Origin of the sequence: Mucilaginibacter gossypiicola, assembly GCF_900110105.1 — a bacterium.
Classification (GTDB): Bacteria; Bacteroidota; Bacteroidia; order Sphingobacteriales; family Sphingobacteriaceae; genus Mucilaginibacter; species Mucilaginibacter gossypiicola.
This window is the reverse complement of sequence record NZ_FOCL01000004.1, coordinates 74,363-94,183: the sequence shown is the minus strand read 5'-3', so window position 1 is coordinate 94,183 and position 19,821 is coordinate 74,363. Positions and strand designations below refer to the sequence as shown.

The 19,821-nt window shown below is 44.9% G+C and carries 5 protein-coding genes; 1 reads left to right on the top strand and 4 read right to left on the bottom strand.

Annotation, left to right across the window (positions count from 1 at the left end; all coding sequences use genetic code 11):
* Positions 1–6: 6 nt before the first annotated feature.
* The 3 genes from BMX50_RS14095 to BMX50_RS14085 are packed head-to-tail and all read right to left on the bottom strand — an operon-like array spanning position 7 to position 15,897.
* The gene (locus tag BMX50_RS14095) at positions 7–1,968 is read right to left on the bottom strand and encodes an OmpA family protein (protein ID WP_167667916.1); all 1,962 of its coding nucleotides are present in this window, start codon (positions 1,966–1,968) and stop codon (positions 7–9) included.
* Between the two features lie 10 nt (positions 1,969–1,978).
* A complete protein-coding gene (locus tag BMX50_RS14090; protein ID WP_091211189.1) occupies positions 1,979–2,974 on the bottom strand; it encodes a PorP/SprF family type IX secretion system membrane protein in 996 nt (331 codons plus the stop codon).
* Positions 2,971–15,897 carry a T9SS type B sorting domain-containing protein gene (locus tag BMX50_RS14085; protein WP_091211188.1) on the bottom strand — a complete coding sequence of 4,309 codons (12,927 nt, stop codon included), beginning with the start codon at positions 15,895–15,897 and terminating at the stop codon, positions 2,971–2,973. The genes BMX50_RS14090 and BMX50_RS14085 overlap by 4 nt, the downstream gene beginning before the upstream one ends.
* 431 nt (positions 15,898–16,328) lie before the next feature.
* Here BMX50_RS14085 and BMX50_RS14080 point away from each other — a divergent pair, with 431 nt between their 5' ends.
* The gene (locus tag BMX50_RS14080) at positions 16,329–18,920 is read left to right on the top strand and encodes an NACHT domain-containing protein (RefSeq protein WP_091211187.1); all 2,592 of its coding nucleotides are present in this window, start codon (positions 16,329–16,331) and stop codon (positions 18,918–18,920) included.
* On the opposite strand, the gene BMX50_RS14075 is transcribed toward BMX50_RS14080, so the two are convergent.
* Positions 18,917–19,792: an AraC family transcriptional regulator gene (locus BMX50_RS14075; protein WP_091211186.1), complete on the bottom strand. Its 876-nt coding sequence runs from the start codon at positions 19,790–19,792 to the stop codon at positions 18,917–18,919. The genes BMX50_RS14080 and BMX50_RS14075 overlap by 4 nt on opposite strands.
* Positions 19,793–19,821 lie beyond the last annotated feature (29 nt).

The following is a 19,821-nucleotide window of genomic DNA, read 5'->3' as shown; positions in this document are numbered from 1 at the left end:
CCATGATTATTCTGTTTTTACTACTGTAAATTCTGTGCGTCGGTTAAGTTGCCTGCCTGCGGGGTTATCCTTGCCGTTAGGCAGTGAGTTTGGCGCTACAGGCATACTTTTTCCATATCCTTTGGCGTAGATGCGATCGCTGGTTATTCCCTGGCTTATGATATAATCCACGCATGATTGTGCCCTGGCCTGCGACAGCTTGATGTTATATTTCACGCTACCTATCGAATCTGTATGCGCGCCAAGCCTAACAATGATCTTAGGGTTATCTTTCATAATAGTAACCAGACTATTGAGCACCGTTTTAGATTCGGGCCTCAGCGTTGCCTTATTGAAATCGTATAAAATATTATTGATCACAATAGGTTTATCCTTTTCAAAGGCCTGTAAGCAGATTTCGGCATTGTACAGCGTATCGTTGCTCATCTGACCACTTGCTGGGATAGGCAATATCTTGGTGAAATAGCCTGTTTTCTCGAGCTTTAAATTGTATGGCCTTTTTGATGTTACTTTAAAAGCATATTTGGCATCGGCCCCGGTAGTTAGCTCCTTAAGCGTTTGCTTTGCCAGCGAGTCGATAAAACTCACTTTAACACCGGCCAATGGCTTGCGGGTTTCGCAATCAGTGACTATACCGGCCAGAATAAAACTCTTGTTGTGTACCTCAAACAGGTTCAAACAACAATCTGATTCCCTGTCTGAGCTGATGTACCATTTATTAGCATCCTTGTTATCGGGGATAAAATACAGATCATCTTTAGCCGAGTTCATGGGATAGCCCATGTTTACCGGTGCGCTCCAGTTGCCGATATCACCTTTACTTTCAAAAAAATCAAATCCACCTAAACCGGTAAAACCTTTCGAGCTGTATATCAACCTTTTTCCATCAGCATTATAATAAGGTGCCTGCTCATTACGATCTGTATTAATAGTGCTGCCCAGGTTCACGGCGTTCGTAGCGTCACCGTCATCGCCTAAATCACTCACCCAGATATCATCGCCGCCAAAGCCACCAGGCTTGTTTGATACGAAGAATAGCTTCTTCCCATCAGCAGTGATAAAGGGCTGTATCGCGTTATAACCTTCAGCATTAACATTATTACCGAGCTTATGTAACGGCTGCCAGCTGCTGTCCTGTTTTTGGGTAAAATAAATGCTATGGTAAACTTTGCTGCCTTCTTTATACCAGCGGGTAAGGTACATCCGTTTGCCATCGGGGGTTAATGAAGGTGTACCATATTCGGTTTCCTTTTTGGCATCATTATCTTTTAAGGTAATTACCTGCGGTTTCAAACCACCGGCAGCATTAGCCGTATAAATACGGTTGATATGCTTTTTATCATCCTTTGCAAAGCGCGATGAGGTAAACATAAAGTTATCACCTGTTTGAAGCAGTGCATAGTCTGAGCCATCCGAGTTCCAGTCGCCTTTTAGTTTTACAACTTCAAGGAGTTGCGGGTATTTGTACTGTTCCTTAGCGAAAGTGCAGTTAGCTATTTCTTTATTGGCGATAGCTTTGTTTTCGTCAGTTTTATCATAACCGGCATTAAACTGCTGCAATTCGGCAATGGCATCATCAAAGCGCTGTATGGCGCGAAGGCATACCCCATGCCAAAGTCTCGCGAGCGGGTAGGTTGACGCATCCGGCGCATCAATAGTCTTTTTATACCAGCCTTCGGCCTCGATATAGTTTTCGTATAAACGGTATGATTCGGCCAGCCTGTAGCTCACATAAGTAGCATCGGATGGCTTATCCTTTTTTGGTGCCTTGTTCATGGTTTGAAACGGCACCTCCTTGTTTTGCAGCAGGTGCATACCTTCGGCAACCTTACGGTAATAAAAGGCGGCTTCGTAATAATCCTTATCCGCAAATGCCCTATCGCCCAGGTTACGAAAATCCTTACCGTACTGGCCAAAACAAGTTAGGGTAACGGCCGATAAGAAAATAGTTATAATTATAGCTCTCATAGTTAAGCGATTAAAGCCTTGGACAAACAGGTTCAGGTTCCTGTACGCGTTTGCGGAATACATAGCTCAGCGATAGTTCAAAACCACCATTACCACCTGTGGCACGGTTTAAGGATGAAGTGTTAACATCATAACTTGCTCCTATAATGAGGCTTTTCACATGGTAACCAACATCTGCAACGGCGGCATCTTTAAAGCGGTACAGGAAACCCAGGATGAGGCCATTATCGTTCTGAAATTTAAATTCAGAGTAAGCGCCCAAACCTTTTATATCTGCGCCTTGCTGTTTGATATAAACCGCGTTTGGTGTCAGGTCGAAGAAATCAGAAGCTTTGATCTTTAAACCGCCATGAACGGTATAGCGTAGAGGAATCTTCCCACCGGATGTTGCGGAAAAAGCATCTTTAGGTCTTGATAAGTGCCCTACACTTACACCGCCAAAGGCATTAACATCCTTAAAAGGATCACCGTCGTAATAAAAGATCCCGGCGTTGGCGTCAAATACGGTGCTGTTGGTGGTATTGAAGTTTTCAAAGCTTGGCATGTTGGGGTCAAAGCCGCCTATTGGGGTGTACTGGCTGCCAAACTGCAGCTTGTTCATATCAAAACTGCGGTTGATGATACCCGCCTGTACGCCGAAGCTCAATCGCTGATTTCCATCGGCAGAAATAGAGATTGCATAGCCCAAAGCACCATAAGCACTCAGGTAATTGAAACTATGCCCACCCGACGACTGATCAAGGATATTTACACCAAGGCTTAGTTTATCGGTTGTACGCATATCGGCAGAAATAGCCGCCGTTTGATAGGCGTTATTGATGGTTGCCCATTGGCTTTTAAAGTTTGCGTTCACACGCGAATCGCCGTTAATAACTCCGGTCAAAGCAGGGTTGAGCCATAACGGGTAAGCGTAGTACTGTGAAAAATGCGGATCAACCTGAGCTGATAACCGCCCTGCTACTACAATGAGGAGCAGCAGGGTAACAATTGTGATTTTATTTCTCATCGTAGTAGATTGATAGTTCCTTTTCTTTTGATCACTTGTCCGTCGTTAAGTGTGGCCTCAACGTAGTACACGTATACGCCCACCGGCTGCGCCTTGCCCTTATAAGTTCCATCCCATCCGGCCGATTGATTGGTAGATTTGAAGAGCAATCCACCCCACTGATCATATATCGACATATTCATGCCTTTGATCACGGTACCAAATACCAGGAACGTATCGTTATTGCCGTCGCCATTAGGACTGAAGGCGTTAGGGATAAATATGCTGTTGCCAAGCGGATTGGTTGTTGTACCCGTTACTGCTGCCGAGTTATCGCTCAATTCGCAACCTGAAGTGCCCAGCGCCCTCACCACAATGGTGGCGCTTTGCAGCGGCTGCAGGTTATCAACCTTAAAGGTTAGCGCTGTACCAACACTGCTGAAGGTTGAGCCATTGTTCAGGCTGATCTCGTATCCGGTTGCCCCGGTTACTGCTGCCCAGCCAAAGGTTATACTTGTTGCTGTGGTTTCTGTAACATTAACTGCCGGCGTTGCAAGCTTTTGCAATACCTGTACAGTTACAGAAGTACGTGTGCCTGAATTACAACCACCGCTGTTTGAAGCCTCAGCATAGTAGGTAGTAGTTTGGTTTAGCGCCGGTGTAGTGAAGCTATTGCCTGTAGCCAATGCTGTTCCGCCTGTTGCATCAGCATACCACTTGATGGTAACATTAGCAGTAGCGCTAACAGTAAGTGTAGCTGTGCTGCCCGGACAAATACCTGCATTTGGCCCATTCACTGCAGGTGCAGTTGGAGCGCCAAGTATAGTTATTGCGGCAGATGCTCTTGCTGGTGAACTACATCCTGCAGCATTCACAGCTTCTGCATAATAAGTTGTGCTGGCTGTTAACGAAGGCGTAGTAAAGTTTGTACCTGTATAAACCGGTGTACCTCCTGTAGCTGCTGTATACCAGTTATAACTAAAGCCTTGCTGTGGGTTTGAGATACTTAACAATACCTGCGAACCTCCACAAGCCGTTGGGCTGCTGTTAACCAGCAACGGTGTTGATGGCGGTGCCGAAATAGTCACCTGAACAGTTGCTGCCGATGAGCTGGCACATGATCCGTTGCTGGCGTCAACGTAGAAGGTAGTATTTGCCTGGATAGGATCAGTGGTATAGGTTGAACCGGTAAACAACAGGTTGGTGCGGGCTGCATTGCTATACCATTTGTAGATGATATTTGCCTGCGGCGATTGTACCGATAAAGTCGCTGTATTTCCGCTGCACACAGGCACGTTAGCCAATGTTGGCACCGGTGTATTTGGCTGCGGAACAATAACCACATTTACGGCCAGCCTCGCCGAAGCATTACAGCTCTGGCTATTTGAAGCCTGCACGTAGTAAGTTGTATTTGCCGATAATACCGGTGTTGTAAACGCTGTACCGGTATATAGCGAGCTACCTCCGGTTGCTACGTTATACCAGTTGTAGGTAGTACCTGCATCAGGATTACTAATGTGAATTATAGCTGCGCTGTTTTGACATACAGACAGATCGGCCGCTACTACCTGTGGTGTTGGCGTTGTAGTATTGCCGATGGTTACCTGAACAGCCGTGCGCGTAGTTGAAGCACAACTTCCATTGCTTACGGCTTCAACATAATAAGTTGTAGCTGCTGTAAGCGGAGGCGTAGTGTAAGTTGCACCGGTAAATATTGGCGCACCTCCGGTTGCCGCTGTATACCAGTTAAAGCTTACATTAGGTGTAGTACTGGTAGCGGTAAGCGCTATAGTACCGCCCGAACATACGGTGGTATTTCCACCGCCTTGTGCTGTTACCGTAGGCGCGGTTGGTATTTGATTTACATTAATGCTTACGGAAGTGCGACCGGTTGATGTACAACCGGTACTGTTCACTGCCTCGGCATAGTAAGTTACGTTACCTGCAAGCGCCGGTGTATTAAAGCCTGTACCGGTAAACAATGGTGTACCTCCGTTAGCTGCACTGTACCAGTTATAGGTAAACCCAGCTTGCGGATTTGAAATACTAAGCGTTACAATACTGTTAATACAGGTTTGTACCGTGCTGCCATTGGCAATTACCGGAGCCGACGGTGCAGCCTGGATGCTCACCTGAGCTACAGTTAAGTTAGCGCTTTGGCAACCTAAGGCATTAACTGCCGCCACATAATAAGTTGTATTGGCAGTAATTGGCCCTGTAATGTAAGTTGTGCCTTCAAATACTTTGGTTGTTTGCGATGCATCGCTGAACCACCGGTAGGTGATACCCGCCACTGGCGACTGGATCTTCAATGTAGCCGGTGATCCTGAACAAACCTGAACGCTGGCGCTTTCCAATGCCGGATCGCCAGGTAACGGATTAACTGTTACTTTTACCTGCGTACGGGTTGAGGCATTACAGTTACCGGCCTGTGCTGCCTCTACATAATAAGTGGCATCTGCAGTTAATACCGGTGTATTGAACTGTGTACCGGTGTACAACAAGGTTCCTCCGGTTGCAGCGGTATACCAGCGGTAAACAACACCTGTTACAGGGTTGGCGATGCTCAGGCTTGTTGATTCACCTTCGCACACATTAAGGCCGCCTGCACTGGCTTGTATAACCGGAGCAGTTGGTATGGGCTGCACGGTAATATCGGCACGGCCGCGGGTTGGGCTTGTACATCCTGAACTGTTTGATGATTCAACAAAGTATGATGCATCAGCAGTCAAGTTATTTATAGTAAATATCGGCCCGGTAAATACGGGAGCACCGCCTGTTGCAGCTGTGTACCATTTGTAGGTTAAGCCATTAACCGGGTTGTTGACACTCAGTGTAGCACTGCCGCCGCTGCATACATTAGTGGTAGCAGCGCTCAATACCGGTGCTGTAAGCGAATTGGTTACCGTTACATCAACGGCTGTACGTGCACCGTTATTTGAACAGCTTGTAGTAGCACTGGTTGCCTGCACATAATAGGTTGCATCTTGTGTAAGAGCCGCCGTAGTGTAAGTGTTGCCAGTCTGCAACACAGTGCCGCCGGTTGCAGTCGCAAACCATTGATAGTTAACACCCGCAACCGGGTTAAGTACAGCTAAAGTAGCGGTGCTGCCCGGACAAACTTGCACATTGGCTGATTGCACTCCCGGTGCCGCCGGACGGGGATTTACCGTAATTGTAGCTTTTGTACGCGATGGGCTTACGCAGCTGCCATTGGTGATCTCGGCATAATAGCTAACTGTTGCAATTGGTGTTGCCTGGTAGTTAGCACCGGTGAATACTAAGGTACCGCCGGTTGGCGCGTCGTACCAGTTCACGGTTGCACCTGCGGCATTGGTTACCGACAAGGTAACTGCATCGCCCGAGCAAACAGATACCGCGTTTTGTGCAAGTATTGGATTTACCGGAGCAGGGGTAACATTTGCAGTTGCCGCTACCCTGTTAGGGTTAGGACAGTTGTTTGATGTACGGCTGCTTTCTACGTAGAAATTAGTGGTAGCATTTAATGCCGCAGTGGTGTAATTATTACCGGTATGGAGCAATGTACCGCCAACTGCTGCGGAGTACCATTTATAAGTTACTCCGGCAACAGGATTAGCTACTGTAAATGTAGCCGTTCCGCCGGCGCATATATTATCTGTTTTAGCTGTAAGCTGAGGTATTGGTACCTGCTTGGTTGCGTAGTAAATATTTAGCGAGTTAAACAGCGATACTGTTGTGGTTAACCTCACCTCAATGGCGTTATAAACAGCTTTAGGCACAAATTTTACCAAAGCAGTTTGACCGCCCGCAAGTATGGTTACCTTGATCAATGTGCTGCTTAGCGCAATCCTATCGTTATTATCAGTATTGCCATTGAATGAACCTATCTGCAGCTGACCTAATACACCTACCGATGCCAGGTTAACCGGTACTTTTATTTTCACCGTTACAGTATCACCGGCAAGGCCAGCATCGCCAAAAATCAGTTTCTGGCCTACGTAACCTACAGCTCCAACACCAAGGTTAAGTTGACTAAAGTTAACTGTATCAATATCTACAGCATTATCAGGATTTGTTACACCGCACAGCAAGCAGGCAACACCGCTGGTACTGTTGGTTTGGGTCGATGCAAAATCGCACGAAGTAGAGAATACCGGGTTAACGATTACTGTAACTGGCGTACGGGTTGTGCTGATACAGCCTGTAGTATTTGATACAGCCTCAACGTAGTAGGTTGTATTGGTAGTTAAAGCTGGAGTAGTAAAGGTAGCACCTGTGTGAACCGGTGTACCACCTGTTGCAGTACTATACCAGTTGAAGGTAACATTAGCAGTTGTTGAACTGGCTGAAAGTTGAGCTGTTTGCCCGGATGTGATCTGTCCGCCAACCGGAACCACCGTAATAGTAGGTGCAACCGGGGTTGGGTTTACGATGACATCGGCTTTGGCGCGGCTGGCACTTGTACAGGTGCCGGTAGCAGCTTCAACATAATATGATGTGTTGGCAGTTAAAGCAGGGGTAACGTATTGTGCACCTGTATGTACGGGGGTACCGCCTGTTGCAGTAGTATACCAGTTAAAAGTAACACCAGGCTGAGTTGATGAAGCCGTTAAGGTAACCGTTGAACCAGAGCAGGTTTGTGTACTGGCCTGTGAAACTGTAGGAGTAACAGGAGTAGCGGTTACATTTGCAGTTACTTTGGTACGGCTACTGCTGCTGCACTGACCTGCGTTTGATGCCTCAACGTAATATGAAGTAGTAGCAGTTAAAGCCGGAGTAGTGAAGCTGTTACCTGTAGTTATAGGTGTACCGCCTGTTGCAGTAGCATACCAGGTGTAGGTAACACCATTAACCGGTGTTACAGCAAAGGCAGCAGGCTGACCGGCACAAACGGTTGTATTAGGTACCGCCACAACCGGAGCAGCCGGTGGAGTAGTAACATTTACTTGTACAGGCGTACGAACAGCCTGCGAACAGCCATCGGCAGTGCGGCTGGCTTCGGCGTAATAAGTTGTTGATGCGGTTAAAGCCGGGGTAGTAAAGGTTGCACCGGTAAATACTGGTGAACCACCGGTAGCCGAAGTATACCACCTTACAGTTACGTTTGCCGGAGCAGTAGCTGTCAATGTAGCCTGTGTGCCGGAGCAGGCAGTAACTGGTGAAGCCGCTATAACAGGGGCTGGAACCGATTGTGAGGCATCATAAATATTCAGGCTGCTGAATACACCCGCAAGGGCGGCGTTCAACCTTACTTCTACCCTGTCAAATGTATGGGTGGCTTTAAAGGCTACCCTGAAACGGCTTGTACCACTCAATAACTGGATATTGATCAGTGAGCCATTTACGCTGAAATAATCGTTATTAAAGGTTGCACCATTGTAAGTACCAATCTGAATTTGAGATAGTACGCTCACGCTGGCCAGCGTTCCGGGAACACCTAATTCAACTATTATGCTGTCGCCTGCTATACCTGTATTGGCAAAGCGCAGGGTTTGGCTGGCGTATGAATTAACCAATCCCACAGGAACCAATAATTGAGAGAACGTGTTGCGATCTGCATCAACAGATCCGGTAGCGTTCAGCACACCGCAGCCTACGCATAGTAAGCCGCTGGTGGAATTGGTTTGATCGATAGCGGCGTCGCAAGGTACAGGATTTGAACCCTGCTGATTTACAGTTACTATACCGGTTGCCCTTGTGGCCGATTTTACGCCGGTTGCGGGGATTGATGACTCAGCATAGTAAATGGTATTAGCAAATTCAGGTGGAGTTGTGTAAGTAGCTCCTGTAAAGATACTTGTACCACCTGTTGGTGTAGTAAACCAGTTAAATACAGCGCCAGGCGTAGTTGATGACGCGGTGAATGCAGTAGTCTGTCCCGGACTAACCGTAGTGGTTGGCGGGGTCACATTTACATCAGGGATTATAACAGGCTGTACGCTAATGATTACAGGTGTACGTGTGGCCGACACACAATTGCCCAGCGCAGTACCTGCGTAATAGGTTTTGGTAGCTGTTAAAACCGGGGTGACATAAGGGTTACCGGTAAATACCAGGTTACCTCCTGTTGGCGCGTCAAACCATTGTATAGTAGCACCATTGCTGGCGGTTGCATTTAAAGTAGCTGTTTGCCCGGCAGTGATGGTTACATTTTGAGCGGTAACTGTTGGTGCCGGCGGAGCATCATCAACAATAACATTTACCGGGAACCTTACTGTTGAAGCGCATGAACCACGGCTATATTCTACATAATAAGTGGTGTTGGCATTTAAGGCCGGAGTTGTATACGATGAGCCGGTATGTACAACAGTACCACCAATCGGTGCATTGTACCAGGTAAATGTTCCGTTGGCAGGCGATGTAATATTGATCACTGCGCTGCTGCCTTTACAAATTTCAGGAGCAGTTGGGTTAAATACCGGTTGCGGGAATTGCTGTGCCGCGTAGTAAATATTCAAAGGCGTAAGCAAGCTTGCAACTCCAGAGTTTATTTTTATGGTGATACGATCATATGCTCCCGTTGCCGGAATTAAAACTACATATTTATTTGAGCCGCCGCCAAGCAGGGATACTTTTATCAAAGCACTGTTAAGTGCAAGCGTTGAAGTTGGAGTAGTACCGTTAGCTAATGTCACCTGGATATTACCCAGAACGGCGGCACTTAATAATCCATTAGGATTTTGCAGTACCAGTTTAATAGTATCGCCTGCAAAACCCGGCTGTTGGAACCGAAGTTCCTGCTGAGCGTATCCGCCCAATAAACCAGCCAGCACATTGATGGTTGACGCTGTCGTAGTATCGGCATCAGTTGCAAGCAATTCATTGGTTACACCGCAACCTAAACAAATACCATTGACAGTAACAGTTTCCTGGTTAGCAAATGTACAAGGTGCGTTAGTGTTAATGGTTACATTAATAGTGATTGCTGTACGGCTGGCGGATGTACAACCGGTGCTGTTAACCGCACTTACATAGTAAGTAGTATTGTTGTATAATGCCGGGGTTTGGAATGTAGTACCGGTAAATACTGGCGAAGCAGCATTTGCTGATGTATACCAGTTATAAGTAACACCGGTTTGTGTATTGGTAACGCCGATAGTAGTTTGCTGACCGGCAGCTATCGAGCTATTATTTGCTGATAAAGTTGGATTAGCCGGAAGTGGCACAACGGTAACATCAGCCTGGGTACGTTGAGCACTTGTACAGCCGCCTGCGTTTACTGCTTCTACATAATAGCTTGTGTTATTGTGTAATGCAGCTGTTGTATAAGTCGGCCCGGTAAATACTGGTGTACCACCGGTTGCTGTGGTGTACCAGTTATAGGTAGTCCCGGCGGCAGGAGTTGTTACCGCAAGGGTTGCAACGCTGCCGTCGCAAATGCTTACACTGGTAGCGTTAAGTGCGGGAAATGTTGGCGGCGGAGCCAGGGTGGCTGTTACCTGTGTACGGGTTGTACTTACACAGCTTGTGCCCGCTACGGCTTCAACAAAATAATTGGTGGTTGCATTGATAGCAGCGGTTGTAAAGCTGTTACCTGTATGAACCAGTGTACCGCCTGTCGCTGCCGAATACCAGTTATAGGTTACCCCGCTAACCGGGGTTACATTAAATGTTGCTGTTTGGCCTGCACACACACTTACATTTGCTGCCGCAACAACCGGTGCCGCAGGTATAGTTACTACATTGATAGTGACCGGTGTACGTACAGCCTGTGTACAACCGTCAGCGGTACGGCTTGCTTCGGCGTAATAAGTTGTTGATGCACTAAGGGCCGGTGTAGTGAAATTAGCACCTGTGCCAACAGCGGTACCACCGGTAGCTGAGGTATACCATTTTACAGTAACATTAGCCGGAACTGTCGCTGAAAGTGTTACCGGAGCGCCTGAGCAAGTTGTAACAGGAGTTAACGCGATAACCGGAGCCGCTACAGATTGTGAAGCGTCATATACGTTAAGAGCACTGAATACTCCTGCCAGAGCAGCGTTCAGTCTTACTTCTACCCTATCGAAGTTATGAGTTGCTTTAAAGGCTACCCTGAAACGGCTTGTGCCACTTAATAATTGGATATTGATCAATGATCCGTTTACATTGAAATAATCATTATTGAATGTCGCACCGTTATAAGTGCCAATCTGAATCTGTGAAAGTACGCTTACACTGGCCAGTGTTCCCGGAACACCTAATTCTACAATAACACTATCACCTGCAAGACCTGTATTGGTAAACCTTAATGTTTGGCTGGCATACGCATTCAGTAATCCAACCGGTACTGCTAACTGTGAGAAAGTATTCCTGTCCGCATCAACCGAACCTGTTGCGTTGAGTACCCCACAACCCATACAAAGTAAACCACTTGTGGTATTGGTTTGGTCGATAGCAGCATCGCAAGGAACAGGACTTGACGCCTGTTGATTGATAGTTACTGCGCCAGGCGCTCTTGTAGCTGATTTTACACCTGTGGCAGTCACCATAGCTTCGGCGTAAAAAGTAGTATTGGCAAACTGAGGGGGGGTAGTATAAGTAGCACCGGTAAAAATGCTTGTACCGCCGGTTGGCGTAGTAAACCAGTTAAAGGTTACCCCCGGTGTAGTTGACGAAGCAGTAAACGAAGTTGTTTGACCTGCATTAAGCGCTACTGTTGGTGGTGTTACCGATACGGTAGGGATAACTATAGGCTGAACGGTAATATTAACCGGTGTACGGGTAGCCGATACGCAACTGCCTAAAGCAGTACCAGCATAGTAAATTTTATTAGTAGTTAAAACTGGTGTAACGAATGGATTTCCTGTATGTACCAGGTTACCGCCGGTTGCTGCATCATACCATTGTATGGTAGCACCATTGCTGGCAGTGGCATTTAAAGTAGCTGGTTGTCCGCTGGTAATGGTTACGTTTTGAGCAGTAACAGTTGGCGCTGCCGGAACATCATCAACCAAAATAGTAACAGGGAACCTTACAGTACCGGTACAGGTACCACGGGTGTATTCTATGTAATAAGTTGTATTGGCATTTAAAGCCGGAGTTGTAAACGAGGTACCTGTATGTACAACGGTTCCGCCGGTTGGCGCGTTGTACCAGGTGAATGTACCGTTAGCTGGTGAAGTAATATTTATAACCGCGCTACTGCCTTTACAAATTTCAGAAGCGGTTGGGTTAAACACCGGTTTCGGAAACTGCTGCGAAGCGTAGTAAATATTAAGCGGGGTTAAAACACTGGCCAGGCCTGAATTTATACTGATAGTGATCCTGTCATAAGCACCTGTCGCCGGGATATAAACCGCGTATTTATTTGAACTGCCCGCAAGCAGGAACACTTTTATCAGTGCATTATTAAGCTGATAGCTTGCAGTAGTAGTAGTACCATTAGCAAGTGTAACTCCGATATTACCCAAAACAGCGGCGCCTAATAAACCATTAGGATTTTGCAGTACCAGCTTGATAGTGTCGCCTGCAAAACCCGGCTGTTGAAAGCGCAATTCCTGCTGAACGTTACCGCCGATTAACCCGGCCAATACGTTAATAGTTGATGCGGTAGTTGTATCCGCATCAGTAGCCAGGGCAGCATTAGTAACTGTACAACCTAAACAAAGCCCGTTTACAGTTGATGTTTGCTGATTGGCAAAAGTACAAGGTGCATTAGTATTGATGGTTACGGTAATGGTAACTGCAGTGCGATTGGCTGATGCACAACCTGTAGCGTTTACAGCGCTTACATAGTAAGTTGTATTATTATATAATAAAGGCGTTTGGAAAGTAGTGCCGGTAAATACCGGAGCACCGGCATTTGCAGATGTATACCAGTTGTAAGTAATACCTGCCTGCGGACTGGTTACGCTGATACTTGTTTTCTGTCCCGCCGCTATTGAGCTGTTTGCCGCAGATACCGCCGGATCAGCCGGTAGCGGCGTAACGGTAACAGTCGCCTGGGTACGCGCGGCGCTGCTGCATCCGCCGGCATTTACAGCTTCAACATAGTAAGTTGCATTAGCGGTTAAAGCCGCGGTAGTGTAAGTAGCTCCGGTAAATACCGGGGTGCCTCCGGTTGCGGCAGCGTACCAGTTATAAGTAGTACCTGCAACCGCTCCGCTTACCGATAAAGTAGCAACGCCACCGCTGCAAATAGTTACGTTGGCAGCAGTAAGTGTTGGCGCAACTGGTGGCGCTGTAATATTAGCAGTTATTTTGGTACGGGCTGCGCTTGCACAGCTTCCGCCTGCAACTACTGCTTCGGCGTAATAGCTTGTGGCGGCAGTTAAGGCCGGTGTAGTAAAGCTATCGCCGGTGTGTAATAATGTACCGCCGGTAGCGGCGCTATACCAGTTTATGGTAACGCCGGCTACGCTGGTGGCGGTAAACGTAGCGGTTTGCCCTGAACAAACGCTAACAGTATTGTTGGCTATAACCGGTGATGCCGGTACAGCATTTACAGTAACAGTTACTTTAGTTCGGTCCGACTCGTCGGTGCATCCACTCCGCATGGCGGCAACGTAATAGGTTGCCGAAGCTGTTAAAACAGGTGTTGTAAAGGCAGCCCCGGTAAATACTGGTGATCCGCCTGTTGCTTGTGTATACCAGTGAAATATGGTATTTGGTACCGCAGTGGCTGTGAATGTAGCTGTGGTACCTGTACAGATCTGGGCATCATTTGATGCTACGTTATTTATTTTAATTACCGGTTTGGCAATTAATCGTTGTATCTCATATAAATCGAGGGTTGACAATACGTTGGCAACGCCCCCCAGCCTTAGCTGCACCCTGTCGAAAACTTTACCCGGCACAAAAGTAATTACCACCTTGCGCCTGTTATTGGTAAGATCAAGCAAACGAACTTGTAATAATGACGAACTTAAATAAGTAAGATCATTATTATCCGTATTGCCATAATAGGTGTTTACTGATGAACCTGCCAGCAAACCAACCTGCAGCAAGGCCTCCGGCACTGAAAGGGTTAACCTCACAGAGTCACCAATTACCGATGGATTTGAAAATATGACTGTTTGTTGCGCGTATGCTCCCAGTAAGCCTACACCGGCATTTAGGGTAGATGCTGTGTTCAGGTTTCCGTCGATAGCATTCTGTGGATTTACCACCCCTCCTACGTTAAGCCCTAAATTCAGCAACGCTGAAGATATACCATGAAGCTCGTCGATAGCAGTGTTACACACAGCCGGGCCGGCGGTGGTTACAAATCCTTCATATAAATATAAGCTGCTCAATGCACCGACCAATCCGCCATTAAGTGTAACCCTTATGCCATCATAAGCTTGTGTTGGTGCAAAACTCAGTTCAACCTGGTTATTATTGCTCAATGCCGATACCAGTGTTGCCGCCGAAACTGGTGAGCCTACAGGCGTGTAACCATTATAAGCCTGTAGCGTTACACCGCCAAGCGCTGTCAAACTAAGTAAATTATCCCCCGTACCTAATTTAACCGTAACGGGAGTTCCGGCTGGTTTGGTTCCGCCAGGGAATGTAAGGGTTTGATAAGTTTGTGCAGCAACCCCCACGGTTACGTTTAAGGTAGAATATGTTTGAAGGTTGCCGTCAGCAGCATTACCCGGATTGGTTACTGTACAGCCAAGACACAATAAGCCGCCTGCGCCCGGTTGCTGGGCATTGGCATAAGTGCGCACTCCCGACGGATTTACCGGTGGCGTAGTTGAGGTACTACCTACAGTTAGCGAAATCTTTGTCCGTTCTGATTCATCGGTACAACCAGTACGCGAAGCAGATACATAATAATCAGTAGATGCTGTAAGTGCAGGTGTGGTATAGCTTGGCCCCGTAGCCACCGGCGATCCGCCAGTTGCCTGTGTGTACCAGTTAAATGTAGTATTGGCAACAGCATTGGCAGTAAGCGTTGCTGTTGAGCCCGAATTGATCTGCGCGGTAACGCCCAATACATTATTGATTTTTGTAACAGGCCTTGGTATCAACCTGACAGCCTCATAAAGGTCAAGGGTCGATAATACATTGGCAACACCACCAAGGATGAGTTGCACCCGGTCAAAAACTTGAGCAGGCGCAAAGGTTATGGTAACCTTTCGCCTGTTGTTAGTCAGGTCAAGCAGCCGCAGATTTAAAAGCGACGCGTTTATTGCACTTTGATCATTATTATAAGTATTGCCAAGATAAGTCGCTACCGATATATTTGACAGTAGCCCCACATCTATTAATGACTGCGGTATCGATAAGGTCATCCTCACAGAATCGCCTATTACAGAAGGGCTGCCATATATAATAGTTTGCTGCGCATATGCGCCAAGCAAACCCACACCTGCATTTAAGGTGGATGCCGTATTAAGGTTACCATCAATGGCATTCTGAGGATTTGCTACCCCTCCTACATCAACACCCAAACCCAATAAGCCTGATGAGATGCCATGTAATTCATCTACGGCCAAACCGCAAACACCGGCACCTGTACCGGTTGTAAAAGCATCATATAAATAAGTATTTGCCAAAACGCCGGCTAAGCCTCCGTTAACGGTTACCCTGATGCGGTCATAAGCCTGCGCAGGAGTAATGCTAACCTCAACCTGATTGTTATTGCTCACGGCGGTAAGCAATGTAGCAACGGTTACCGGGGTACCGATAGCAGTGCTTCCGTTATATGCCTGTAAAAAAACGCCTCCAAGCGCAGTTAAACTCAGTAACTTATCACCCGACCCCAATTTAACAGTGACCGGGGTGCCTGACGGCCTTGAGCTTTGAAATATTAATTCCTGGTAGGTTTGTGCTGCAACACCAACTGTTACATTTAAAGAGGAGAATGTTTGTACATTACCATCTGCTGCATTTGCTGCATTTAACACTGTGCAGTTTACACAGGCAACTCCGGTTACCCCATGTTGCTCGGTATTGGCATATGTTCGCTGCGCCTGCGCATATTTAATATTAAACAATGCCAATAAAATAAATAACACTGAAAAAGCGTTTCTGTTAAAGGCGGGGTTTCTCATAAGGCATAGATATTTGAAATAGACTCCGTAAAGCTAAATCAAGCCTATGCAATACTAAAAGGGCTTTTCATTCATTAAAAACTGTTCCAGCCATATTGTTCAGTATTTAATCACCCCCGTTCATTCTGTTTTCTATATTCATTTTCTGTTCATTTTATTCATTCGTCAAATACAACCCAAAGGAATATCATTTTCCCAAAAACATAAATCTATTTCCAATTAACATACGTATTATTGACTAAACAAAATATGTGAAAATATTTGTTTCGCCATGTATTAACAATATCCCGTTACCCCAGGGAGTTACTTGAGCCTTTTATAACATTTTACTTTAAGAGTCTTCGCTAATTGTGTTAGTGCTATTTTGTTTTAACTGACTTATGTTTTGACTGACTTAGTGGTTAATAATATTCACTTTTAAACCTTTACCAATGCATCTATTTTCGACTTATCATTTTGATCTGTTAAAAAAAGAACTGACCGAAAAAGCCGGCATGGCTTATATTACCCCTGCCGACTGCCGGGCCTTGTCATTAATGTTATTTAATAAAACTCAAAAAAGCATTAGTGAAACCACGTTGAAACGGATCTTTGGATTTGCGTACAGCAAGTTTACCCCATCATTATTCACGATGAATGCGCTTGCCGAGTTTTGCGGTTACACCGGATGGGATGCATTTTGCCAAAGCAGGCAAAAAACGATTGTCAAAAAAGAGAATCATGTGCATAAACCAGGCAAAATAACTGCCAAAGCCGAGCGTATCACCAATTTTACGTTACAAACACAGGTTAATCACTCAGGCATACCATTTCAGTATACCACACCACGAAAGTTTATTGACGACCAGTTATCCATATTCATGCAACAACCTTACACAGCTACTGTTTTTACAGCGCCAGCAGGTTATGGCAAAACAATTGGGCTATGCCATTGGGTCAAAGATTTGATAAAATCCAATATGCAAAAGGATGAAAAGGACCTGATATTATTTTTTAATGGTAACACACTCAATTCGTCTCTTCAAAATATTCACCTTAACCACTGGCTAATGGGCCTTATCGGCCTTTCGCCCGACGAAGACCTGGAAGACCTGGCCGAAATAGCTGAAGATTTTAACGGACGGCTTATATTGATCATTGACGGTTTCGACGAATTTCATTTCAGGAATAACACCTTCGAAACTGTATTTAATCAATTGGCCGATATTATAGCTATGTATCACAAATACTCATGGTTTAAGGTTATACTAACCATGCGTTCGTCTACCTGGAGCAATTTCAGGGAAGATATTATAGCAAAACCCGACATATGGTTCACTGGTTTTATGATGGATAGTAATCAAAAACTCAATGTGCCCCTGTTCACTTCTGAAGAAATCAAAAAACTTTGTGATAATATAAACCCCAATATTGCCCATGATATAACTTTACCTGTCATTGATAAACTAAGCCATCCGTTATACTTTCAATACTATTACCAGCGCTATACTGACAACTTTAGTTTAGCTCATTTTAATGACCTCACCTATTATGATCTTGTAGGTGCAAACTATTATCATAATGTTTACAAAGGCCATTATGCAATTGAAAAAGTATTATTGATCACCGGCATCATCAATCAAATGGATACCGATAACAGGGTGTATGAAGTTAGTAAGATCAGGGTATACGAGCTCATCAAAAAGTATGGATCTGCATACCAGGAAATGGTTAGCGCAGGCATTATCGAAGAGTTAAACCTATCGCGTGAAAGCAAGCTAAACTTCATTGTTAAAATGATTGATGAAGCTACCCTTGAGTATGCCCTTGCCATGATCCTCATGTACAACAATAATTATGTATTTGATGATAATCTTGTAAACTTAACCGATCTGGTATTCAGCCGTGATAAAAAACTCCCTATCATAAAATGGTTTATTTATAATGCGGTACATAAAGATTATAAATTTGAGCTTAAGGCGCTGTTGAACGTGCAACTGCTCCCAAATGAAAAATCTGAGATCATAGGCTTTATTGGCGAATTGCTTAAAATTCAACATGTGAATACGCACATGACCGAGCGGATGAAAGATCTGTTTAAACAGGTATGCAGCGAGGAGTTCTTCAATTATTTCATCAGCCTTGAGTTTATTGATGCAACCTATGAAGAAGTGCTGGAAACATTTTTACATTTCCCATTATCAACTCAACAACAAATATTGATAAAAACCTGCCTTTCTGCTATTGCAGTAATGCAGCTTGATTTAACAAAGATCGAAAAACACCTTACCGATTTAAAGCAGTATAATTTAACAGCTATACAAAATTTGCCCGTAAACCCGGTAAACTGTATCGAAACCATCCTGTTTTATCTCAAATATGGTATTATTAAAAAAGAGGCTTTAACCGAGATAACCAAATTTTACTTTAACCCAGTTCAAAGTGCAGGAGTTTCAAGGGGCTTTATCGAAGTGGTTTATCTGCTGGCCTTATACACCTCTACCATTTGCCAAAAACATAACAAAGCAGCCAAGTTCATTAATGGCTTAAATAAAGTGCACAGAGGTTCAATGGGGTATTCATTCATCTTAAAAACTATTATGGCCGAATCATACCTGGCATCAGGTTATGAAGATAAGGCAAGGGGTATTTTCAATGAAATAAGTCACGCCTATAGTGAGCAGGACGGCGGTTTTACTACTTTTATGAAAGTGCTTTATGAAGGGTTAAAAATAAAATTGGCATTACCGGTAAGCAACCACCTTTCCGTTGTTAACAATATTAAAAACCTTATTAAATTATGCGACGATTCAAAACAGACCATAGTTAAAGTTAATACGCTTGGTTTTATACTTAGTAATTATGCTATTTTAAAAGAAAACGTATATGTATTTAACGACCTGTATTTTGATTTTATAAAAAGTATCCGCAACAATGGCTGCCGCACCGAGCATTTTATGAATGATGAAATAAAATGGGCAGAGACTGTACCTGTGAATAATTCATCAAACAGGCTAAAAAGTTTTAACCTAAACCAGAATTAAGATAAGATCTGGTTCCGGTACTGGCGCGGGCTTACTTTTTTGATCACTTTAAAAAAGCGGTTAAAATTTGATACATTATTAAAACCGCATTCATAGGCTATATCTGTAATACTGGCTTCTTTATTGCCCAGCAACTTACAGGCATAGCCTATTCTTGTTTCATTTACAAACTGGGTAAATGACTTTTGGGTACGGGCCTTAAAAAACCTGCAAAATGCAAAAGTGTTCATGTTAGCAACATCAGCAATTGTATTGAGCGAGATATCCTCCCTGAAATTATCAAATATATATTTAAATACCTGGTCCATACGCTTGCTGTCATGATATTGATAATAATTGATATAATTAATACTGGCCAGCAGGCTATGCTCGGTATCCGAACTCATAATATTGAGGATTTCGAGCAAGGTGATGATCTTTTGCAATCCATCAAGTTGCAGTATCTGATACATTAGTTTTACAACCTGTTCGCGGCTTTTGCCTTTCAGCTCCACTCCTCTTTGCGCCTTATTCAAAAACGATTCTACTTTACGTATGTTCCCAAATGCCGAAAGGTGCATGAGCAATTTTGACGGATTGAAATGAATGGATAAAGAATGCGCATAAGGCTCGGCGTCATCTTCATTTGTTTGCTCCCGCGTATTGTGCCAAACATGCGGAATATTTGAGCCGAGAAAGATAAGCTCCCCGCTTTCAAAGTAATCAACCAGGTCGCCAATTATCCTTTTACCCGAACTTTTGATGATGTGCACCAACTGACATTCTTCATGAAAATGAAACTCACTTGAAAAAAAAGGAAGCTTTACCTCCCGGGCAACAAATAGGTCATCTGACTGTACGCCGTCAGATAGAACGGCCAAAATCGGTTTCATTTTAACAGAATATCACTAAAAAAGCTAAA

Excerpts from the sequence above, each read along its gene's own strand:
- BMX50_RS14090 (WP_091211189.1), bottom strand. The coding sequence starts at position 2,974 with ATGAGAAATAAAATCACAATTGTTACCCTGCTGCTCCTCATTGTAGTA.
- BMX50_RS14080 (WP_091211187.1), top strand. The coding sequence starts at position 16,329 with ATGCATCTATTTTCGACTTATCATTTTGATCTGTTAAAAAAAGAACTG.
- BMX50_RS14085 (WP_091211188.1), bottom strand. The coding sequence starts at position 15,897 with ATGAGAAACCCCGCCTTTAACAGAAACGCTTTTTCAGTGTTATTTATT.
- BMX50_RS14075 (WP_091211186.1), bottom strand. The coding sequence starts at position 19,792 with ATGAAACCGATTTTGGCCGTTCTATCTGACGGCGTACAGTCAGATGAC.
- BMX50_RS14095 (WP_167667916.1), bottom strand. The coding sequence starts at position 1,968 with ATGAGAGCTATAATTATAACTATTTTCTTATCGGCCGTTACCCTAACT.